The sequence below is a fragment of the [Mycoplasma] cavipharyngis genome, from assembly GCF_042984175.1.
Classification (GTDB): Bacteria; Bacillota_I; Bacilli_A; order Mycoplasmatales; family Mycoplasmoidaceae; genus Mycoplasma_N; species Mycoplasma_N cavipharyngis.
In genome coordinates, this window is the sequence record NZ_CP155569.1 from 361,689 (window position 1) to 386,511 (window position 24,823).

Annotated in this window: 15 protein-coding genes; 10 read left to right on the forward strand and 5 right to left on the reverse strand. The window is 25.2% G+C overall.

The window, feature by feature from the left end:
- Nucleotides 1-4: 4 nt before the first annotated feature.
- The 3 genes from MCAV_RS01415 (at nt 5) to MCAV_RS01425 (ending at nt 3,466) form a co-directional block, all read left to right on the forward strand.
- Nucleotides 5-742, forward strand: coding sequence for a PhoU domain-containing protein (locus MCAV_RS01415; RefSeq protein ID WP_391592108.1), 738 nt, complete (start codon nt 5-7; stop codon nt 740-742).
- A 179-nt stretch (nt 743-921) separates the two neighbouring features.
- A complete protein-coding gene (locus MCAV_RS01420) occupies nt 922-1,740 on the forward strand; it encodes a DUF5378 family protein (protein ID WP_391592243.1) in 819 nt (272 codons plus the stop codon).
- A 124-nt stretch (nt 1,741-1,864) separates the two neighbouring features.
- Nucleotides 1,865-3,466 (forward strand): DUF2130 domain-containing protein, encoded by a 1,602-nt coding sequence (locus MCAV_RS01425; RefSeq protein WP_391592109.1) that lies wholly within the window; start codon nt 1,865-1,867, stop codon nt 3,464-3,466.
- Nucleotides 3,467-3,564: 98 nt separating this feature from the next.
- Here the strand turns inward: MCAV_RS01425 and MCAV_RS01430 are convergent, their stop codons facing one another.
- The 3 genes from MCAV_RS01430 to MCAV_RS01440 all read right to left on the reverse strand — a co-directional run bounded on the left by MCAV_RS01430 (nt 3,565) and on the right by MCAV_RS01440 (nt 11,269).
- Nucleotides 3,565-4,311 carry an Mbov_0400 family ICE element protein gene (locus tag MCAV_RS01430; RefSeq protein ID WP_391592110.1) on the reverse strand — a complete coding sequence of 249 codons (747 nt, stop codon included), beginning with the start codon at nt 4,309-4,311 and terminating at the stop codon, nt 3,565-3,567.
- Nucleotides 4,312-4,454: 143 nt separating this feature from the next.
- Nucleotides 4,455-8,345 (reverse strand): hypothetical protein, encoded by a 3,891-nt coding sequence (locus MCAV_RS01435; RefSeq protein ID WP_391592111.1) that lies wholly within the window; start codon nt 8,343-8,345, stop codon nt 4,455-4,457.
- A 230-nt stretch (nt 8,346-8,575) separates the two neighbouring features.
- Nucleotides 8,576-11,269 (reverse strand): hypothetical protein, encoded by a 2,694-nt coding sequence (locus MCAV_RS01440; protein WP_391592112.1) that lies wholly within the window; start codon nt 11,267-11,269, stop codon nt 8,576-8,578.
- Nucleotides 11,270-11,476: 207 nt separating this feature from the next.
- Between MCAV_RS01440 and MCAV_RS01445 the strand changes: the two genes are divergently transcribed.
- The 7 genes from MCAV_RS01445 (at nt 11,477) to MCAV_RS01475 (ending at nt 21,400) form a co-directional block, all read left to right on the forward strand.
- On the forward strand, nt 11,477-14,680 hold the full coding sequence (locus MCAV_RS01445; protein ID WP_391592113.1) for a hypothetical protein: 3,204 nt from the start codon (nt 11,477-11,479) through the stop codon (nt 14,678-14,680).
- A 387-nt stretch (nt 14,681-15,067) separates the two neighbouring features.
- On the forward strand, nt 15,068-15,694 hold the full coding sequence (locus MCAV_RS01450) for a hypothetical protein (protein ID WP_391592114.1): 627 nt from the start codon (nt 15,068-15,070) through the stop codon (nt 15,692-15,694).
- A gap of 183 nt (nt 15,695-15,877) precedes the next feature.
- A complete protein-coding gene (locus tag MCAV_RS01455) occupies nt 15,878-16,204 on the forward strand; it encodes a hypothetical protein (RefSeq protein WP_391592115.1) in 327 nt (108 codons plus the stop codon).
- Between the two features lie 260 nt (nt 16,205-16,464).
- Nucleotides 16,465-16,737, forward strand: a complete 273-nt coding sequence (locus MCAV_RS01460; RefSeq protein ID WP_391592116.1) for a hypothetical protein — start codon at nt 16,465-16,467, stop codon at nt 16,735-16,737.
- Between the two features lie 159 nt (nt 16,738-16,896).
- Nucleotides 16,897-19,110 (forward strand): ATP-binding cassette domain-containing protein, encoded by a 2,214-nt coding sequence (locus tag MCAV_RS01465; RefSeq protein WP_391592117.1) that lies wholly within the window; start codon nt 16,897-16,899, stop codon nt 19,108-19,110.
- A 35-nt stretch (nt 19,111-19,145) separates the two neighbouring features.
- Nucleotides 19,146-21,173 carry an ATP-binding cassette domain-containing protein gene (locus MCAV_RS01470; RefSeq protein ID WP_391592118.1) on the forward strand — a complete coding sequence of 676 codons (2,028 nt, stop codon included), beginning with the start codon at nt 19,146-19,148 and terminating at the stop codon, nt 21,171-21,173.
- A gap of 59 nt (nt 21,174-21,232) precedes the next feature.
- Nucleotides 21,233-21,400, forward strand: a complete 168-nt coding sequence (locus MCAV_RS01475) for a hypothetical protein (RefSeq protein WP_391592119.1) — start codon at nt 21,233-21,235, stop codon at nt 21,398-21,400.
- Nucleotides 21,401-22,078: 678 nt separating this feature from the next.
- On the opposite strand, the gene MCAV_RS01480 is transcribed toward MCAV_RS01475, so the two are convergent.
- Nucleotides 22,079-23,686, reverse strand: a complete 1,608-nt coding sequence (locus MCAV_RS01480) for an iron-containing alcohol dehydrogenase (RefSeq protein WP_391592120.1) — start codon at nt 23,684-23,686, stop codon at nt 22,079-22,081.
- A gap of 219 nt (nt 23,687-23,905) precedes the next feature.
- Complete coding sequence (locus MCAV_RS01485) at nt 23,906-24,655, reverse strand: 3-dehydro-L-gulonate-6-phosphate decarboxylase (protein WP_391592121.1); 750 nt, start codon at nt 24,653-24,655, stop codon at nt 23,906-23,908.
- Between the last annotated feature and the right edge of the window lie 168 nt (nt 24,656-24,823).

Sequence of the window (24,823 nt, forward strand, 5' to 3'; positions counted from 1 at the left end):
TTTTATGGCTATTAATTATCGCTCCCTTGATCGTACCATTAGACAAAGTTATGTCGAATTTTTGAAATATTTTAATCTTGCTTTAAAACAGAACAAAATTGTTTCTAAATATTTTAAATCAAACCAACATAATGCTGAGTTGTATGAAAAAATTAGAGCAATTGAAAAAAAATCGAATTTGCTTTATGGCCAAATATATGAATTAATTGCTTGAAATATTAGTAAAGAGCAACCAGTTAATAACCATTTAAATTTTTTTTTATCATTACTTAATTCATTAAAAGACATTGAACGCATTTGTGACATTAATTACAATATTTGCAAAATTACTAAAAATATTACTAAATGAAACAAAATATTTCATCATGTTTTTCAATTACATGAAGAATCTGATGTATGTTTAGAAAAAATGCACCAATTATTTTCTCAAAACCCACATCATACATCAACTGTTTGTTTTCGCAGTTGTCAAAAATTACAAAAATCTTTTCATGAAAAATATGCTAAAACACTAGCTGTTATTGCTAATGATTATTTTGAATCAATTGTTAGTCATTTACTACAAAATCAAGATAAAGAAAAATTAGTACCAAAACAAAATTTTGGTGTTCAATTAAGTTTAATTAGTAAACAAATTGAACGTAAAATTGATCATTGTTTAAATATTATTGAAAATTTTTATTGAATTAATCATCGCAATGATGAAAATAAAATACTTGATCGTGAAACTACTAATAAGTAAGATGCATTTTTTTCAATTCAAAAATGATTCAAAAATGTTATTAGACGATTTTAACTTTGTTCTTTTTAAAAACAAGGATTTTACTAGTGACAACTGATAAACAAATTACTACTTTATTAATCTCTAGTGCTGTTATTATTATTTTTAGTGTTTTATTAGTTTATTGCATCAGATTAATAATGATTAGATATCACAATTTTACTTCAATTAACTTAATCAATAAAAATATTAACAAATCATTATTGAAATTAAAAAAATTAAATTGAAGTTATTGTTTTTTTCTGATTTGATCACTTATCACGCTTTTTTATTTTATTTATTTTCGTTGAAGTTTTGATTATCAAAATTACATTGATAACACATTTTCAATTGGAAGTTATCAATATTCTGTTGCCTATTCTAAAGTTTATCTTTTAGATATGTGCCCTTTTTTATCAGTATTTTTTCCTTTAGGGTTAATTTTTGATTTAAAAAAGAAAATTATTAGACAATTAGCTGTTATTAGCATTTTTACTGGATCAGTGACTTTATATGCAATTGTTATTACTGAAACTAATCCAATTACTTTACAATATATTTTTCTAGGCATTGAACCAAATCGCTTATATTTTATTATGCACTTTAATTTAGTGTTTATGGGAGCGATGACACTAGCAATCTATCGTCATAAAACGAAAATTTTTCCGACCATTATTATTGGAGGATTGTATTTACTGTATGTCTATTTATTTGTTTATTATCGACAAGTTAATTGAAATGTTACAGGATTACACCCTAATGATTGATCAAATACTCAAGGGATTCAAGGCGAATATTATTATACTGGTCAAATTTTTAAATTAAGTTTTCCTAATAATATTGGTGCAGTTATTGGAATTTATATTGCAGTTAACATTATTTTGATTTTTTTGCATAATCAATGAATTATTTTGTTTCAAAAAATTGAAACCTGATTATTGTTAAAAAAAGTACTAGTTAGTGCAAATGAACTAAATTAATTGTTATAGATTTGATATAATAAAATTTTTAAGTAAAGATTAGTTTTAAATGCTGATTTTTTCAAATTTTTAATTTTTAATATTAGTATTTTTAATAAGATAAACAAAAAACAGGATTTTTATAATGAATAATAATAATAATAACCGAAAAATAAAAGTAAAATTAGCTGATTATCAAAATGATCGTTCTAAGTTTGAGTTATTAGAAGATGCTAGAAGAGGTGATTATTTTTTTATTGAAGATGTTATTAATGATTTAGCAAATATTGATCGTAATTTTTGAGAACGTAAATTAGGAAAAACAATTGAACAATACACTGAAAATATTAGAATTAAAGAAAATAAAAAATTAAATCAAGAATTGCAAAATTTTCATCAAAAAGATCTTGATAATTTAAAACAAATTCATCAAAAAGATTTAGAAAAAATTGAATTTGAAGTTACTAATAAAATCAAAGAAAATGAAGCTAAAGAAAAAATTAGGTTAAATGAAGTAATTACTCAATTAAAAATACAATTAAATAGTGAAAAAGATAAATTAAATTTTATTAATCAAAATTATCAAAAAGATTTAAATAGTAAAATTAGTAATTTAAAGCACGAATTAGAAATTGATTATTTGAAAAAAATAGATATAGAAAAAAATAAATTTCAAAAAGAAAAAGAACTAGCAATCAATAATAAGTTAAATGAACAAGAGAAAAAGTTTAATCAAGAAATTTTTGCATTAAAAAATGAAATTAAAACTTTAGAACAATATAAAACTTATAATGTTATTCAAATTGGTCAAGATTTAGAGAAATGAGTTGATGAACAATTTCAAAAATATTTTGGTTTTATTAGCATTGAGAAAAAAATCAATTGATTTCCTCAAAAAATGATTGCTGATAATAAACGAGTTGATTTTCTTTTTGAATGTTTAGATGATCAAAATAATTCAACTTTGAAAGTAGTTATTGAATGTAAGTCAGAATTAAGTGATAGTAAAACTAAAACAAAAAATTCTGATCATTTCAAACAAATTGTTAATTATGCTAAAAAAATCAATGCTGAATATGCTGTTTTAGTTTCTAATTTAGAACAAGATAATAATTTTAGTATTTTTCTAGCTGATCATTCTCAACAAACAGGTGATAAAAATATCAAATTATTTGTTATGCGTCGTGAATTTTTGATGCCACTTTTACAATTAATGCTAAAAATTCATGAAATTAAAAATAAATACTTTTCAGAAGTTTCTCATTTTAGTGATGCTGAAAAATTTGCTCAATCATTTGAAGATTGAAAGAATCAAATTTTAGACCGTAATATTAATCGCATTAATGAACATTTTGTGAAAATTACTAATAATGCCAAAAAAATTATTGAATTAGCTGAAGAAGTTCAAGAAGAAATTAATAATAAAATTACTAAAAAATTCAGAGTAATTGAAAACAGATTAAGAGATATTTCTCCTAAAGTAAAAAAATTAGTTAATTCAATGAAAGAAATTAATATTATTGATCAAAAAGCAAATGTTGCCAAAAATGATTACAACCCAATTCAACAACCTTTAGAAAAAAAATCAATTAGTGTAATAACTTCTAATTTCAATTTGAAACCAACAAATATTGTAGATACTAATAAAATAGAAAATACTAATAATGGTTCAAATGATAAAAATGAAGCAAATGATTGTGATGAAGCAATTGATAGAATTTGTAAATCTGATTCTAACAATTCTTAATAACTGTTATTAAAATAATTTTTTTAAGTGATTATATTGATATTAAAAAACTACCTAAATAAATCAGGTAGTTTTTTTATTGATTAAACTAATTAAAATTAATCTTTTTTAATTTTTTTAGCTTTTTCTCATAAAACTTGATGTTTTTCTAAATTACTAATTATTAATTCATCTTCTTTAGGAGTAAAATGACTCTTATTAAAAAAATTACCTCTTTCTTTTTGGATTGTAAAATACACATCTTTACATAGTTCTAAATTGTTACAATTTAAACTATTATTAATTTTAATATTTTGATAAATTGGTTTATATTGTTCTCGTTTTTTAGAATCAATGAATTTATCATATTCATAATTAATTAAAATTTTATGACAATATTCATTAATACTTTCGAATTTTTGTTGATCTTGATTATATGATACTTTTGTAATAGAACAAAATGGTAATTCCTGTTCTAAGTTATTTAATAAAGTATCATAAATTAAAATTCCACATAAGCGATCAAAAAATTTCATTTTATAAATTTTGTTTTTATCAAAATATTTGTTAATTTCAGATTTTTTAATATGATAAATTTTGTTAGTATTAACATAAGTGTCTTGAAAAAATAATCCCTTAATTACTTTAGGTTTTTTAGGAATTAAAATTTCTCTATGAATTGGAATTTTTAAAACATTGTTTTCATCTCTAGCAGGACGAATTTTTAAATAATAATATTCTTTTGTTAGGTTATTAGAAGAAACGATTAGAGGACAATGATCTAAAGGTTCTTGTAATTCTGTAAAAGTAACATTATTATTTTCTTTTTTAATTCTGTTAGGTTTTAATTTATCATTATTTTTCATAAATTTTTTATCCTTATTGTTTTTAAATTTTTTTAATTATTTAATTTGAAAAATAATAGTTAAAACTTAATGTTATGAAATTTTATTATTAACTAATATTTTATTTAAAATTTATAAAAAATATTATTTATTTGATTAATTATTTAGTTTTTAAAATCAAACGTCTTCACACCTTGATTTAAGCCATCAATATAAGTAGCAGCAGTTTTAGGATCAGCAAAAAGTTCAGCAATTTTTGGCACAGACAAATTAATTAAAAACGGACTTAGTTGCTCACTAAAAACAAAAGTGTTAATGATTTTCTTATCATGAATTACTTTTAGATCAATCATTTTAGTAATTGTCTGATAACTCTTATCTTCTTGTCAGTTATTAACTTTTATCCCATCAAAACTTAGAGTTCCTTTTTGATCATCACTACTAATTAGTTGAGATAATGGGACACTAATACTAACATCTTCAACTTTAATGTTTTTTAGTTCAAAAATCTTAAGATCAGTTAGTTTTAAATTGTTAGTCACAATTAATTGCTTAATTTGAAATAAAGTTAGTTTATCTTTATTAAGTCCTGCAGGAATTAGGTTGTTCTTTTGTAAATATTCTTTAATGTTTTTGATCACATCACTATCGTTTTTTCAGTTTAATTGAGACACACCACGTTGAAATAAATAAATTGCAGATGCAGGTAAAGTAAGATAGGATGGATTAGTATTATTAGTACTACTACCATTATTTACTGGTTGTCCATTTTCAAATTTGACACCATGTTGATAATAGTTTTTAAGTTGGACATTAAAAAACTGAATTGTCCCCCTACTTTCATCAACAATTAAATTAGGATTGTTACCATTTGCATTATATTGAATTTCTTGAACCAAATCAGCTTTAGTAATTGAATTATTACTACTCACCCCCCCACTAATAGAAGTAAAAAACATTTGTGGATTTTCATTAAACATCTTAACAACATCACTAATGCTTTTACCTCTCAAAACATCTTTTAAATCTTCTTGTTTTTTCCACTCAATAGTTGTACTTGTAGTACTAAATCCAGCTCATTGATAAGTTGCTATTAATGGGGCAATTTTTTTATTCTCATCAGCTGGTAAATTAATCGTTCAAGTCACAGTTCCAGCTAAATTGTTAGCTAATAAGCTAAAGGCGGCTTGTTTTTCTGTGTCTGGTTTTTTAAGTCATTCAGCATTGTTAGTTGTCACTGCATTCAAATCTAGTAAATCAGCTGCAGTTACTGCACTTGCAGGTTTTTTGATTAAGTCATAATATTTTTGTTTTTTGGTTTCATCAGAAGTGTAAGCATCAACATTGAAGAGTTTAGAAGCACCAGTTGCAGCATTTCCACTCACACTAGTTCCAATAAAACTAGTACTTAGTTTTTTCAATCCTTGATACACAAACGTTTTAGACTTTCATTTGCTTGGAAACTCTAAACTATTATTATTGCTAAACTTAAATGAAGGAACATTAACTTGAAAACTAATAGTTCCAGAAGTTGCATCTTTAGTTAAGTTAGTAATATACTGTTGATTAACATGGTGTAAATCACTATGATTACCATTAATAATATCTGCTGTTGTTTTAGTTGAATCAGCTAATAAATTACCTAAATAGTTGGTTTTAAGGGTGTTGGCGATTGCGTTTGCATCAACTGAATCATACCCATCTAACTGGTCCTTAATCAAATCTTGAATGCTCTTAGGTGCAGGCAGAAGGATTGTGTTTGATTCTGATTGATCATTTTGGTTTTGCTGCTTAGTCTTAGCCATATCCACATCAGTTCAAGTGCCTGTATTAGTATCAGATTCCACCTGCAACTGCCCCTTAACAAAGCCAGTCACAGTTTGATTAATATTATCATCAATTGTTCGTGTTTCATTGTCCATAGGCTTTGCTTCATGATTTTTAGGCAACAACCTTCCATTTGCAGAATATCCTGGCAGATACACTTTAAACTGATACTTTAGTGTACCACTAGTATCATCAAAGTCTAAATGCACTTTAGTACGATCTAGTTGTTGTAAATAAACTTGATCAAATTGTTTGCTTGATTTTCAAAACTGGTTTTTTCCAGTTAAAATATTTTCAGCACTAATAACTTGAGCAAATTTGTTTTTGTATTGGCTTAGGTTGAGGTTATTGTTAGTGTTAGTCCCTGCTGGACTCTTCACTTCTTTAGCTAAATTTCCCTCATTCTGCAACTCACTCTCTACCTGATTCACGACATAAAAATAGCTCGTATAACTATATAACCCATTAGTATTAGTATAAGCTGATTTGTATGGGGTATTCTCGCCTTGTCTAATCCCAAAACTACTAGGTTGCTTAATATTTGTCAATCATAAGTTAGGTGCAAGTCCAAAAAGTGCTGCATTGTTGTTGTTAGTGAAAAATGCGCGCAAGCCTGGAACAACACCGTTTGCACTTGGACTAATAATATCAGCATTGTTATTTGTCAACTTCAAAAAACTGATTTTATTATTCACTCCAGTAGTATTGTTTAAAGTTTGCCCACTAGGACTTAAACTAATTGTTTGATTGACATTATCAGTAGTAGTTGCATCATAAAAAACATTGCCATCATATACAGGTGTGTATGCTTGGCGGCGGTGAGATCTAGCAAAGCTTTTAGCACTTACTAAATAAGTGCGAAATGGTTTATAGCGGGTTCAGTGGATGGGGTGGTTTGCTCCGGCTGATTTGTCATTTCCAGTGAAAAAACTGGAGCTTCAATTCCCACTAAATTGTCTCACCCCCCATCAGCCATGAGGGTCTTGTCCGTTTTTTCCACTAATAAAATCACTAATGTTGGGGGGGATGGTGTTATTGCCAGATGAATCTTTAAACTTCTTAAAATCACTTGCTTTAGGTACGGTTCATTTGATGCCTTGACTATTATCTGATCCGTTTTTATAAGATGTACCCGCATAAGGATCAGGTTGTCCCTGTTGGTTCCCTCCATTACTAGTCATCTGGACATTATTATCCCACATGTTCCCTTCAATCCCATCAGTCCTACTATCCTCCTTCTGCTCAAACAACCCATAACCATTAAATGATCTTATAGTATAAACACTATAAGTGTTTCAAATGTAGCTTGTTCCTGGTAAATATTGTTTAGTTTGACCAATTTGATTAATTCAAGGATAAATACTATCAGGTTCAGGAACTAGTAGTTCAGCATTGTTATTGTCTGAGAAGGGGGTTTTGTCTGTTTGTTTTTCATATTTTTCAATAATCATCTTTTGATCCTTATGATATTTTGATTTTTTAAAATCCTCACGCCCTACAAACAAGTTGACACTTTTAGTTTGAGGAGCAATAATTGCATTTGGATCATAATTCACATTGCTTTGCTTAAAAATCATGGGCGCAACTAAATGGTTGTTAGCAAAGTTGAAATAGGGTTGATTGCCTCCAGTGTCAGGGTTAGTGCCACTACCTCATTTAACCCCACTATCAAACTGGTTATTACTATCTGGCACATCATTAAAATTACCAAAAGTTAGTCCTTTAATTGGAAAAGGCATTGACCTTCATCTAGCTACTTGCTCATCTGTGTATTTTCAAGATGAGCCACTCTTCTCACTTGTAGCATACACATTAATTCCATATGGGCCACGAATGCTTGGATCTTGGATTGGAAGTAGTCCTTCAGTATTACTTGTTTGCTGCAACGAATATCATGGAATGCCATACACTCCTAGTGGATCTTTTTCTGTTCCAATTCCTAATAAGTTGTTAGCAAGATCAAAATAAGCGAGCTTAATTTTTAAGTAGTATCTAGGGATTTGTTGAATTTGGTTGTTGTTTAAGGAGAAGTATCTTGGGACACCATCTTTAATTGGATTGGTGTATTGGTTTAGGGCAGCTTGTTTGGTGAAACTAGAGGTGGAACTAGTTGTTTGATCTTTAGAAGAATTTGGGTTAGAATCTTGACACATCTCTGTGTCACTCTCATTACTTGCATTTGCACACCAATCAAACGGATCAAGCACATATGAACTAACATCAATCATTTGCTTTAAATGAGCATTATTAGCACTAATTTTATATAGTTTTGGGAAATTGGTTTTTTCAAACTTGATGGTGTACTTACTAAAATCATTGTTAGATAAATCAATTGTGTGTAAGGATTCTCATTTTAGAACGGGATTAAAAATTGAATCAAGGTTGCTTAAACTTAAGTTAGATAAATCAAGACTAGTGATTTTAGCTAATTGATTTTTAGTAAAACTGGAATTGACTCCTAGGGGGAAGCAGGGTTCGCCCCTCCAGAACCACCCCCGTTTCCTGTGGAAGAACCAGGGTTCGACCCTACCATACCAGTCCCGTTTGAACCTCCAGCAGAACCCCCAAACCCTGGTAGAATTAATTTGTCAGACTCCTGCTCATCCACATGAAAATCAAATGCATAAGTACTAGTTTGCCCTTTAGACAACACCTCATTATCACTTAGTTGATTAAACCAGTGAGCATAAATCCAGCGATCAAGTGCAGCTGTGGCTCATAACTTGTATGAGTTATAGGCAGGAGTATTTGTACCAAAAAGTGTCAAATTGTTAATGTTAGCACCATCAAACGTATCAACCACATCAGCCACTTGATAAGCAAAATCACGGTTAATGCCGCCTAAATAAGTGTGGCTGAAAAAGGGTGTTTTATCTCCTCCAGTAACCAATCCCGCTAAATTCGCTCCAACTCATATTCGTCTGAAATAAGGGTTGAAGGAAGTATTGTCTGAAGGAGCTCCAATTTGGTTGTTTCATGGAAAGATGGGTTTGCCCATCACATTTGTTGGGTTGTTTTTGATCATAATGGTTTTAGGGTTAGTCCCTGTGGGTTGTGGCATGGCAGTCCCTCCAGAACCACCCCCACTTCCACTTCCCCCACCAAACCCATACTGAATCATCCCTGTGGGACCTTCCCGATCGTTTTCACCAACCGTCAACTTCGGTCACAAATACCAGCTGTCAGTTTGTTTTTGTTGTGGTCAAAAATCAAGCAACTGGTTGTTAGCAAAACTAATTTTAGGTAAAGTTTGATTGACATCTGCTAAACCCACTCATTGGATTTTGTCGTTGGCAAGACCTTCACTACCAAGACCAAACCCAGCTGGCTTCTCATTAACACTCCCCGTACTATAATACTTATTCCAATTCTCAGGATTGGGTCCAGGTCCGTGCATTGCATTATAAAAGTTAGTATCTGCCACCTTCATTAATGATTGATGATAAAACCAGAACTGCAAGTAAGGTAGTGGTTTAATCCCTAATGGAGGAACATATTTAAGCCTATTACTACTAAAATTGATATTAGTAAATAAGTTGGGAGATACAGGGATTACTTCAATTTGATTATGACTAAAGTCAATATTATTAATGTCTTTAGTGATCATTAAGCGAGTGGAACCAAAGTTGAGGCCTTTGGAACGGTTGGAAATGAGACCAGTGGCATCTGTAGTAATGCCACTTGCTGAGTCATACATGTTATTGTCTGTGTTGTTGGCATTCATATTTGTGCTTGGACTTACCTGATTAACATACACTCCTCCTTCCTTATTATTAAAATAAAAGTCGTCAGATGAGATGGCGGCAAGGAAGGTGGAGTAGTCAGAAATGGTTTTGTTAGAATTGTTAGCAATGGTTCCAGAAGAACCAGGGGTTCCACTCCCACTACTAGTGGTAGTAGTAGGCAAATGCATATACATTTTGCCTGGAAGTGTCTCTTCCAACCACTTCATGATGGCTTTGACTTCAGGTCTTGCTTTAACATCACTCGCATCATAAGTGTAGGGTTCTTCAGTAGAAGAAGCAGAAGAAGAAGAAGAAGAAGAAGAAGAACCAGAACCACCTTGGTTCTGACCAGAACCATCATCCCCCAACCCCTTCCCACTACTTCACAAACTTTTTAAGTACTGATAATAATCGTATTTGTTGGTAGTAGAAGAAGCAGAAGTAGCAGACCCCCCATTCCCCTGCTGCTCATTCATCTGTTTAATCTCTTCCTCACTCAAATACCCCGTATTTTTCTGATTCATCCCATAACTACTAAAATTACCAATCACCCTAATTTGATTATGAGAAGCACTAATAGTTTTTAGTGCTGGAAAATTAGTAAAATTAACATTAGGAAAATAGTGTAATTGATTATCATCAACTTTAAGTGTACCAATCCCATCATATAAAATGTGATAATTAACTTTTTGAGTAATTGGATCAGGTTTAACACTTGCAACAAGATTGTAAATGCCAAGACCCCAGCGAATATAAGGATTAAAAATTTCAGCAATACTAGTTAAGTTGTTATTTGATAAGTCTAAAGTTAAGTTGGGCTTGTTGAGTGCATTAAATCAGTCATCTCGACTGAAACTAGTTTGTTTAGATTGATTAGTTGAACTAGTTCAGCCTAGAGTGGAGGCAATTGCTTGAGCAATTGCAGGTGTTGGGAATAGTTTGGATAATTTGTTGCCACTTGTTTCAATTTTAGGTCATTGGTCATTAGCAAACAACCCAGGTGGGGGTGCTTGTTTAACTAGTTTGACTTTTTTAGTACTTTGATCATAATGAACATATCTTAAGTTGATATAGTCATAGGCGTTGGCAGATAAAGTATTATCAACTGAGTTTTTCACACTTGTTGACATAGTGATAATGCCTGTAGGTGGATTTTTTTGAGTGAATGATAAACCATTGGATTTAGTTGATTTATCTTGCAAGGTGGAGATGTCTACACCTAAAGGAAGTGATGAAGATGAATTTCCTACTTGTCCTTGCTGATAAGCTAGAACTCGTGCTTGACTAGGAGCTAGTTGCTTTTTAGTTGTTGTGTTGTTTTTGACTTGCTGGTATATGCTAATACTACTTGTAGCACAAATAATGACTGTTAGGATGTAGCCTAAAGTTTTAGTTAGAGATGGTTTGGAGGGGGTGTAGGTGAACAAAAAATTTAATATTTTTATTAAAAAACCAAATAAAACCAAATTTAATTTTCCTAAATTATCTTTTATTAATTAAATAGCAAGTTATTTAAGTTTTTTAATCTTAGTGCTAAAATGGAATCAATAACATTTTTCATTTAATTTTTTGAATTTTTTTAACTAATTAATTGAAAAAGATTTCTTAATTAATATGAAATTTAAAAAATTAATATGAAATTGAAAAAAAGTTTAAAAAAACAAATTTTTTTATCAGCAACACTAGGATTAATTTCTACTAGTGTATTATCTGCATGTGCACCTAATTACAATAGTTTAGTTCGTTCTAAAACGAATTTAACATCTAATCGAACTAATAATCAATCATTATTACCAAACCTACCACCATTAAATAATGATAATAATAATTCAAATAATAATAATAGTAATAATGGTACATTAGATGATGTTTTAAGTGGTAGTGATGAAACTAAGTTAAATTTTTCTAACAATTTTTATCAAACAACTAAATTTCAAAGATCATCTGATATTGATCCTAGATTTCAAGGGTTTGATTCTGATTTAAATCCTGAATATATTTTAAAAGCACCAAAATATAAAAATATTATTACTAATTTATCTAAAGAGCAAATTAGAAATGATATTTTAGATAACTTAAAATATTTAGTTTTAACTAATAGTAAAATTAAAATTGATTTTACTAATTTAAAACTTGATTTTCAGCTTGTAAAATCTAATGATAATTTATTAATTAAAAACTTTAAATTAGTTTTTAGTTTGTACAACCAAAATAATCAATTATTAAATTTATTTAATAGTGTAATGATTCCTGCCTTTGCACTAACTCAAGTAGTGATTCAGTTTAATCAAGCACACATTAATCCCAACTTGAAAAAAAATAATGCTTCAGATGGTAAAATTGATCAATTTTTTTCAGCCTGAACTGTTGATAGTAGTGAAAATAATATTAGTGCTAAATTAAATAATTTAAAAGTTGTAGTTGGTGATAATAACAACCAAATTTTACAATCAAGTTCAGTTCAATCAAACTTGAGTTTTGTTGAACAAACATTACATCATTTAGATTTTATTTTTGCTCGTAGTTTTGCTTTAAACACTTACTATACAAGACTAACTACTGGCTTTGATTTTGCTAAGTTAAATCAAGAAACAACTAAAAATATTAGCAATTTAACTTCTCAAGAAATTAAAGCCGATTTAAATCATAGTGAAATTAATTTAACAAAAATTTATTATGTTAATTTAGTTAAAGATATTTACAACATTCTAAAATATTTCTCAATTAAAAATGTTTCTCAAAATGATGGTAAAACTTATTCATTAATTGATCTAATTTATAATGAAACAACTTTAGCAGGAAGAAAAAAAATATTATCAGGTTTTGGCATTCCATTAACAGCAATTAATTTAATTGCAAGTATTTTTGATCAAAGTGATAAACCTAGTTTAGATGATATTTATGCTTTTATTGAAACTTTTGTTGATTATGATTTAGCAAGTTTTATTTATGATCATCTAAAAATTCGTTTAGACTGAATTAAAGATCCAGTGATTAATAATGAAATTCCTAATCAACCTAGAGTTTCTTTAAAATACATTAAAACAGTTGAATTAGATCAAGATTTAACTATTAAATTAAATACTATAACTAATGATTCAGTTACTACTACAAATAATGATGCAACTGATGTAACAATAACTGAAAATAATGAACAAAAACCAGAACGAAAATATAATGTTAGCAAAGTATTAAATTTAAAAGTAATTTTAGGCGCATTTGGTCTTGATGTAAGTGATAATAAAAACCCTTTAAATTCAATTATCACAAGTGTTGCTAGTGATTTGGATTTAAGTAACTTAAACATTCCTAAAGGAACAAAAATTAGTACAACTTATGAAGTGAAAGATGGTAATTTATCACTTTATATGGCAAAAACATTTGATCATAAAATTGCTAATAATTACACTTTAGGATGACAAGTTGATCAAGTCCATTCTTCAACTGATTTATCAGGATTATATCAATTTTTAATCCCATTTTTCAGTCAGTTAAATGCTGTGCAAACTAAGATTAGTAATAAAAATCTTTTTGCTGCGGAAGGTATTTTAAAATTAGTTGACAAAGTTAAAAAATTTGATCTAAAAGCATTGTTTGAAATTTTAACTTATTTTTATGTGCCTAATTCACAATCAAAAAATACTAGATCTAAAAATTGAATTACTAAAGAAGGTTTAAATGATAATGATCTAGAAAAAAGAGTGGAACGTCCTGTTGAAAAATTTTTACGTTTACTATTAGCAAAAAAATTTGAATTTTCTAATTCACAAATTACAGCATTAGTTTCCAATGCTTTTTATGATCTGCCTGAGACAATTAATGATCAACCACTTTATACTGAAACTAATTTAAAATCTAAAGTTGATTCACTTGTGCCTAATTTAGATCAAAGTCAAAATCAAACTGTTAAAATTAGAGCAAAAAGATCGACTGTCGATTTGACAGATTTAGGTCAATTTGATGATGAAGCAATAGATGGTGAAGAAATTGATTTATTAGGAGGTGAGGAAGAAATTGATTTATCAAGTCCAATTGAAGATGAAATAATAGATGATAGTCAAACAGACCAAACTAATGATCAACAAATAGATGAAACAACGACAACTTTAGCAAATCCAAACAACACAATTTCTTCAAGTTATACTTCAAATGATCAATTAAATTTAAACCAATTAGTAGCTAGTGCTAAACCAGGAGTTTTATTAGAAGATATTTCAAATAAATCCAATCAAAACCAAACTAATTTGCAACTAATTTGAAAATTAAGTGATCAAAAATCTTTGGCTGATAATTATCAAAATTTCTATTCAAATACAACAGCATCTATTAATGGTACTACTCGAAATAATCAGTATGAAAAAATCATTAAAACAATTACTAAAGACGGTGATGTTGTTGATCCAACAAACAATGCAACAAAACCTGATTTATTGAATAAATTTGAAACTGCTGCGATTGCAAGTTATAGTAATCCACTAAATACTTATTTAAAACCATACGTCTCAATTTTTCAATTACCGTTGTTTAGTGTATTTAATGAAATTTTACAAGGTGATTTTGCTCAAGGACATGCATTAGATTTTTCTAAGAATGTTAAAAATGCATTAAAAGGATTAATTAGTACAGTTGTTTCATTAAACCCCTATTTAGTTTCAACCAATTATCCCCTAAATCCTGATCAAATTGGAATTTTAAAAGATAATAAATATAGTACTGAATTAGAAGATCGTCAAACTAGTGTAAGTAAATTTATTGCTCCTAAAACTGATTTTGGTAAAGTGAAATTTCCTAATAAAAATGAAATTACTCAAGAATTTATTAAATCTTTACTTGGATAATAAAAAAATAATAAACAAATTCAATAAACACCTTTTTAATTTTGAATAATTTATCTTAAAAAGGTGTTTTTTTGATCAATATTATTAAATAGTTGTATCAACAACAAAATCCTATTTAATAAAAAATCAATTCTAAAATAATTATTTTTTAGTATATAAAAATTATTTGTATATCAAATTAAAATTATGATATTAATTATATAATTATATGGTTGCTTATATTTAATTTTTTATAACAACCATTAAATTTGATTATTCTTATTTTTATTAATTTATATAAAAAAATTTAATTCCTGTGAAAAATATTTTTAAAATTTCTTTATTAAAGAAAAAACTAGTATTCTTTCAATTGTTTCTGTTGTTTCAATTATTTCATTATCTGTTAGTTTGCCAATTATTTTAAATAATAATAAAAAATTTACAATTAATACGATAAATTCAAATGATGATGAGTTAAAACTTACTGATAATCATTCAATTTCTCAATCATTTAATAAAAAAATATTTCAAGATAACAATAATGAATTTATTTATGATAAATTTTATATAAAAAATTTTGAAAATTATTCTTCGATTATTTCTTTAACAGAAAAAAATAACTTAAAATTTCAAAAATTAAATGAAACTATTTTAAGTAATAATATAAATTTAGATTGAAAATCTGAATCAAATGCTTATAAAGTTTATTATTTATTAAACATTATTTTGTTTCAAAGTAAAGTTTCAGAAATAGAAATTGAAAATTATTTAAATCAATTTTTTGATAGAACAAAAGAAAAATTTATTTTTTCCTCGTCTTTAGATGAAGCAACAAATTTTCATATTTTTACATATTTTTATCGTTTATTTAAAAAATATAATTTAAATAATCTAATTAATAAATTTAAATTTAATGAAAATATTAAAAATTATTTAAATAAATTAAACTTTAATTCTCCAGATCAATTTAATTCAATAAATAATACAGATTATTTTTTAGGAATTGAATATTACATTTTAGCGTTTTTATCTTAATCAGATTTCAATCAACTTATTGGATCTAGAAAAAACGATTTTTTAAATTGATCAAATATATGAGCTGATTTTTATAAGCAAAAAATCGAATCTGAAACTAAAAAAGAATTATTAGATAATATTATTTCAAGCGCTGTATTCTTTTTAGAAGAAATTAAATTGAATAATTCTGTAAAATTTAATATGTTAGAGCAATTAATTTGATCCAAATTTAAAGATCATGTTATAAAAAATTTTAGTTCCGATTTTTCTGATTTATATTTTGATGTTTTCAAAAAAAATATTGAAAACGATACTCAATTATTCGAACAAACAATTAATCGTTTAATTAATAAAATTAAAAATTTTGAAAAACTTTATTTACCTAATTATAAAAATTCTTATTATTATTTATTTTTAAATAATAAACCAACAGAAACAATTAGAAATTATTTTTTTAATTTTAATATCAATAAAATTAATTACAACAATACAAATCCACCAAAATTTTTAATAGATAGTTTTTATTAGTTAAAAATTGCAAAAAAATTAAATATTAATTTAGATTTCAATATTGTTAACTCATAAAAAAACAAATTGATTTTTTTGTTAATAACAATAATAATTTATTGATTGATTCATTATTATTGAATTTATTAAATTATCTAACTTTAAATTTTATAGAATATAAATTTGATATTTATAATTATTATGTAAATTCTGTTAATCAAAGATTAAATCAAGAAATAGACAATAATAATAATAATAATAATAATTTTGAGCAAATGACAATGTTAAAAATTAGTCATTATCTGAAAAACAATCAAAAAAATCAACTTATTTTTAATAATATCTCTAATTTATTAAATCAAAAAAGATATTCGATTAATAATATTGAAGACTATTATTTTATTTATCAAACTTTAAAAGATTTAAATTATCAAAATTTAGTAAAAATTTTTATAAAAAATAATTCATTAAATAAATTTAAAGAAAATAATTTGAAATCTGAAACTGATTTATATCATTTTTTATATTTAAAAAATGATACTGTTAATAAATAAATTTTTTTAATAATTTTAAATAAAACATATTCACGAATTAAATTTAAATAAACACTCTATTAATTAAAATGGAGTGTTTATTTATTAAAAAAGATAAAATATTAAAAATATTCAACTAAAATATTTTTTATAATTTTTATAATCAAAAGTTTTTATCAAATGTTAGAAATAAAACAATTAACTAAAATAATTAATAATCAAGAGATCTTTTTAAATTTAAATTTAAAAATTCCTAATCAAAAAATGACTTTTATTATTGGTCGATCAGGTTCGGGAAAAACAACATTATTAAATTTAATTGGTAAATTAGATCAAGCTAATACTGGTTCAATTAAATGAAAAAATGATCAAAACCATTTTGATTTAGATTATGAAGTCGATTTTATTTTTCAAAACTATAATTTAATTGACAATTTAAATGGTTATGAAAATATTAGTTTGTCTCATAATATTCAAAATAAAACAATAGCATTAAATAAAATTTTAAAATGAGCCAAAATTGTTAATTTAAATCATTCATTATTAAAAAAACCAGTAAGATTTTTATCTGGTGGTGAAAAACAAAGAGTTGCCATTTTAAGGAGTTTAATTTCTGATGCTCCGATTTTATTAGCAGATGAACCTACTGATAATTTAGATTATCAAAATGCAGAAATTATTTTTCAAATTTTTAAAAAAATTACTAAATATAAAACAGTAATTGTAGTTTCTCATGATCAAGATGCTGCATATAAATATGGTGATTACATTTTTGATTTACCAGAAAAACAAATGATGATTAATAAACAAAAGCAATTAGTAAATCATCTAATTGATTCACAATTAGTTTTAGAATCTAATAATGAACCATTATCCAATCAAAAATATAAGTATTTAAAATGAAAATTATTACCTAAATTTATTTGATCAGATTTCAAACGAAAATGAATTAGTATTATTTTCACGATCTTAACTATTGTCTTATCAATCTCAAGTTTAGCTAGTTTTTTTACTATTAATCAAAAAAACAATAATAGCAATTTTAATAATGCATTTGTGACATTAGTCGATCAAGGTATGATTACTTTAAATTCTAATAATTCAAATATTACCGAACCAATTTCACCAACATTAATTAATAAAATTAAAAACTTAAAATTTGTTGAACATTTAATAAATCAAATTCCTAAAATTGATTTATTAGTTAGTGATAGCTCAAATAATCCAATTATTATTCCAGTCACAGATTATCAATTAATTGAACCAAATCACTTTTTTCAAAAAAGATTAACATATAATGATTTAAATGGAGCAAATTTAATTAATAATGACCAAATTATTTTGGCAAGTTCAATAATTAAACAACTAAAAATGTTTAATTTAAAAACTAATAATACAATTACATTAGGCAATTACAATAATATAACAGTTGTAAGAGCAAATGTTTATGATCAAAATCCTTTTTTTGATTTCAATCAAAAAAATATTAGTTTTATTACTCTTAACTTATATCTTGAAATATTAAAAGATTATTTCGCTAAAAAGACTAATGATTTTAGTTTAGTTGATTCAAATCAAGAAATAAATTTTTCACTATTAACTAATAATGATCAAGATTTAATCATTAATAATAATGATTCGATTAATGGTTTAAAACCAATTAATATTAATGAAATTGTAGTTAGTAAAAATTTTTTTGAAAGCAATAATTTACAACTAAATCATAATTATTTTTTATCAGGTTTTGCTAATAATCACCCAATTAAAATAGTAGGAACAATAAATGATAATAACAATAATTTAGTTAGTATTAAAACAACTTCAGAAACTCTAAAATTATGAAAAACAATAAAACCTGATGGGATTACTTTTTATTTTAAACCCAACTTTAGTAATAGAGAAATTGATGCTGCAATTAAAGCAATCAATCCTCAATTAAATGTTCAATATACAGCTAGTAAAGTGTTAAATGATATTAATTATGATAATTATATTAATCAAATTATTTTTTTAGCAATCGCCTTTATATTTTTATTTATTTCATTAATTACTATTTTAGGTTTTGCAAAATTTTTAACTGATAGTAAAACTAAAGAATTAGGAATTTTAAAAATTCTTAAAATGCCATTTTCGCTTGCTTTAATTTATCAGTTAAGCACATTTATTAATATTTTTATTATTGGATTAATTAGCAGTTTACTTATTAGTTATCCAGTTTATCTTTTATTAAATAGGATTGTATTTAATGATTCATTGAACCAACAAAATTATTTGAGCTATTTCTTTTTATTTTTATTTATTAGTGGATTGATTATTTTAATAATTGGTAGTTTATTTTATGCTATTATTATCTGATTGAAGTATCGTAAAAAAACAATTGAATTATTAACATAATTTTATTTTTTAAAAAGAATTGTCTATCAACAAATATGATCAAAATTATCAATATTAGTAAAACTATTAACAATAACAAAATTTTAAACAAAATTAATTTAACAATACCTGATCAAAAAATGTTTTTTATCATTGGTCCTTCAGGCATTGGTAAAACAACTTTATTAAACATTATTGGTCAAATTGATCAAGAATATTCTGGTGATATTTTTTATTGCAATCAATCTGATCAAAATAAAACAAAATTAAAATCAGCATTTATTTTTCAAGATTTTAATTTAATGAATGAGTTAAATGGGATTGATAATATCAAATTAGTTCACAATATTAATGGTAAACAAATTGATAAACAAAAAATTATTGATGCTGCAGAAATTGTTGGTTTAAATCCAAAAGATTTAGTAAAACCAGTTAAATTTTTATCAGGTGGTGAAAAACAAAGAATTACTATTTTAAGAAGTGTTTTAAGTGAAACTAATGTTATTCTTGCAGATGAACCAACAGGAAATTTAGATCAAAAAAATTCTGATCAAATTTTTCAAATTTTGAAAAAAATTAGTAGTAAAAAAACAGTGATTGTTGTATCTCATGATTTAAAAGCTGCACAAAGATATGGTGATTATATTTATAATTTAGCCAATAATGAATTGCAAACAAATAAAATTGATAATCAAAATAATCAAATTACCACATTAAATTTATTTGATCACAAAAATGATTTAAAAAAACATTTTAAATATAAATTAGCACCTTTATTTAAGTTAGTGATTTCAGATTTTCATAAAAAAATCTTAGCTTTATTTACTGTTATTTTTTCATTATTTTTAAGTTCTTTAACATTTTCATTTGCTTTTAATTTTTCAAATGTTAGTATTGCTACTAATGCTCAAAATGTTCTTAGTGCTAATTTAGATGCAGGCATTATTAGTAAAAACAATATTAGTGTTGATAATGATATTGATAAAATTAAAAAATTATCGGGAATTAAAGAAGTTATTGGTGATGATAATTATGGCAAGATTTTATATGTTAATCATAAAAGTCAAAAATTCAAAATTAATTATCAAACAATTAATTCAAATCTATTTTTTCAAGAACGATTAAACAAATTAAATATTGTTGGTAATAAACAATTAAATGATCATCAAATTATTATTGGCGCTGATATTGCTAAAGAATTAAATATTATTGATCCACAAAATCAAGAAATAAGTATTCAATATGGTAGAAGTGCTAGTAATTCTACTAAATTACAAGTAGTAGGAATTAATCATTCAAGTAATTTTTCAAATCATTATGATTCATTTTTAATAAATAATTCAGTTCAAAATATTATTAATTTAGAAAATCCTACAATGAATGTTTCAGATCCAAATGATCCTATAAATAATGATTCTAAAATTAATAAAGTAAGTGCAACAATTTCTGCTTTTTATATTCAAGACAATGTTGTTAGATCATCAGGTATTGTTTATAATGAATCTTATTCATTGATAGATAATAATGAAGTTATTATTGAAGGTAAAAAAATTAGTAATCAAAATGAAATTTTAGTACCTAATAACCATAATTTAAAAATTAATCAAGAATATTATTTAAATGTAAAAACTAATAATGTTGATAATGCTATAGTTGTTAAAGTCGTAGGAAAATATCAAACTAATTCAACTGATAAAACTAATGATCCAATCAAAATTAATCAAAGTTTAAAAAATTATTTAGAATCTTCACATTTAAAAAATTTACGTTTTTATTTTGATGCTAATTTAATTAAAAATTTAAATCAATTTCAAACAAATTTTCAAAAACAATTAAAAGAAATTAGCCTTTTTTATCAAGTTTCTTTTAATGCAACAGAAGTGATTAAAACTGCTTTAAATCAAAATTCAATCACATTGACTTCATTAGGGTATATTACTTTTGGATTAATTTTATTGTCAATATTTTCTATTATTACTTTTGGCTTTTTATTATCTAATTCTAAAATAAAAGAAATTGGATTATTAAAATCACTAGGAGCTAAAATCAAATTAATTTTTAGTTATCATTTAGGCACTTTTTAAGTGCTTTATTTATTGGCATTACTAGTTCTTTAATTTTAGTATATCCTTTTCTTCAATTATTGAAATTAGCTTTAACTAATTTTTCTAGTAGTTTAAATTTTTCAATTACTGGACTTTATCAAGCAACAGCAATTTTTTGAGGTGTTGTTATTCTTGTTGGTTTAATTATTTATAGTTTAACTGCTATTTATCAATACAAAAAGAACACGATCAAATTACTTAAATAATTATTGATTATCATTCCAAACAAAAGCACATTTTATTTTCAAAATAAAATTAATATTAATTAAATTTCTAGTTATTTTGTTTAATTTAAAAATTTAAACAAAAAAATTCTTATTATTAACATTTAGATTTTAGAATTAGTTTTAATTTAATTGAATTTAAGTTTAGGTGAACAATCAGCAATACTATTAAATAAAAATATTAATCTTATTGATAAAACAAATAATGAAATAAAATTTAATTTATTAAACAAATTTTGAAGTTGTTCTAGTATCTCTAATAAACTATACTAATCCACTTTAATTCTAATAAAATTGCCTATTTAAAAATGATCAATATGATAATAAATTTTAGAAGATTATCAAATTACTGTTATTAAATTTAATTACATTTAATAATTGATTTAAGTTAAGTTAATCTAATTAATGAATGATTATTAAAAAATATCGATTGAATTGATTGCTTAAATTTATTAGTTAATTATTAAAGCATAAAACAATAATTAGATGAATTTAATAAAATACCTTTTTTAATTTTTAATTAATGTGCTAATTGTATTAATAAGCATAAAAGCCTATTCAATAAAACATCTTTTAATTATTTGTTTGATTGATTAAAAAAATCACTGCATGAAACAAAACAGTGATTTTTTTAATGATTAAGATAAAAAGGTAATTTTATTAGTATAAAGGAACTTCTTTAATTACTTTTTTAGTTAATTTAGAAGTAGTTAAATAATTACTGAAACGAATTACATTAACTAAATCATCAGGAGTTAAGTTAGCTGCTTCAGGTAAATCTAAATATGCTCGTGGTAAGTTAAATTCACTAATGAAACCCATGATTTCAAGAATCAATCCTTCTATAGATTGTTTATTATAAAGTTTTTCAGCTAACAACATCGCTCGTTGTTTAAATTCTGATGACATTAATGATGCTTGTTTAAAGTAATTAGGTGCTAACAAAGCTAAATTTTCAGATTTTTTAGAATTAAATTCAGCAGACAATGCTGATTCCAAAAAGTATCAATTTCATTGATTAGGATCTGGTAAGTAAGTTGTACCATCAACAGTACGAACAATAATTACAGCTAATTGATCACAATCATTTTCAGTAATTTTTTTATTTTGATTAATTTTAGTTAAAATTGAATGAACAAATTTAGCATCTTCTGCTAGTTGATCTTGAGTTGCATCAGAAATTTGTCGATCAAAGAAATTTAAAATAATTCGAAAGTAAGTTTCAATTAATGCTTCTTTTAATTTATTAGTGCTTAATTCTAATAAAATTTCAGGATAAAAGAAGGAACAATCAGAATTATCAGAAGGTGTAATTAGTGATAGTAAATCTTTTAAACCAGTAAATTTCTTAGTACCATCATCATCAGTAACGCTGTTAAACAAAACACTAGTTGCATTAACATTATCTTCCATACATACAATAGTTGGAATTGAGAAAACTGCATAGTTAGCATTAGTATAAACTTCATTCGCAGAAAGTGATAAATGACGTAAATTAGGATTAGCTAATTTAACAACTAAAATTTTTGAAAAATCAATTAGTGGTCAAGAACCAAAAGCAATAATTGAATCAATATTATATTCATGACCAAATTTAGCAACATCTCAAACTAATTTTCGGTTAATTCGAGGTTGAATGTTAGTATATTCAACAAAGAAAATACCATTTTTTCTTAAACATTTAATTAATAATTGATAAGTTCGAGTTGTTTGTTGATAATCAGTATCAGTTAGAATTAAAACTTTTTTAGCATTTTTTCTAGCCATTTCTTCTGGCAGATATTTATCAAAAATTTTACTACTAATAACATAATCTGATAAATCAGGAGCAGTTTTTTCAACTGGTACATACTCATCATCACGCTCGATTTTAGTATCTTTAGTTGCAATATATTCTTGTAAATATTGGTGATACAATTCTTCTTCAGTTTTATAAACATAATCAGGTTTGACTCTAACTAAGTTTAATAAATTACTAATAGAAGTAATTTGCGGTTTTTTAATTAACAAATCTAGTTGTTCTTTAGGAACGATACGATGAATTCGATGATTTTTTTCATTGTTAAATTTTAGTAATTCTAAAATTTGCTGTTGTTGAAATAAAAAAGTATTAATTTTATTAGTTTTCTGTTCTGGTTTTTGAACAAATTTAACTATTTCTTTCTGTTCAACTTCAACAGCAGCAAGAATTTCATTTTTAATAGGCTCTTTTTTTAAACTTTTTTTATTTTTTTTAGTAGTTGTGGTAATTGTTTTAGTTCTGTTCATTTACATAAAATTCCATATGAAAATTCAAACGCTTTAATATAAGTGATTTGATTTAAAAGATCATTAACATAAATTTTTAATTTATTAAAAAGACGTTAACTAATTAAAAACCAAAATCAATACATCAATACAGTAGTGATAATTATATTATAAAAATAATTAAAATTGGATATTTAAATTTTGATTTATCTTGATTGAAAATATTAGTTCAATAAAAAATTACTTAGTTGAAAAATATTTATTGATTTCTCTAACAAAATTTTTAGCTTCACTAACAGCATTTTCACCTCTAATAGTGCGTCCAGCAATAAAAATCGCTGGATTACTATTTTTAAAAAACTTAATGTCTTTTGCTGCTAAACCGCCAGTAATCGAAACTTTAAAACCTGCTTGATCCAATTGTTCAATTTTTTCTAAATCAGTTTTAGTTCAATTAACACCAGCTGCTTGAGCATCTCTTGAGCGATGATAAACTACATGTTTAGCACCAGCAGTTTTTCATGCTAATAAATCTTCAGTACTAAATTTTGATGTTAATTCAATTTGAATTTCAGGTTTATGATCATATTTTAATGATTGATCATATGCTGATTTAATTGTATTAGCATCAGCTGCACAAATAACTGTTAGTAAATCTGCTTGAGCATCAAAAGCCATTTTTGCAAAAATACTACCTGCATCAGCAACTTTAAGATCTGCAACAATAATTTTATTGGGAAAAGCAGATTTTAAAAGACTAATTGCTTGTTTACCTACAGCACCAAGTAAAATTGTGCCTACTTCAACAATGTCAATGTATGGTTCAACAATTTTAACTGCTGCAATTGCTTCTTCAATTGTTAGTGTGTCTAAAGCAATTTGTAATAATGGTCTTGATTGGTTTGTTGTACCAATTTTTGTTTTTTTAGTTTTAGTATTTGCTGTTTTTTTATTATTTACTGTTTTTTTCTTAAATTTAATTTTTTCCATAAAATTTTTCCTTAAACATAATACTTAAAAATCTTAAACTATTGATTCATATTTATTAAAGTTTTTAACAAAATTTATCATAATTTTATTAATTGTGATTAATCTAAAAATATTTTAAATCTTTACTAAGGCATAATTTAAATATTTTACTTATTTATAATATAAAAA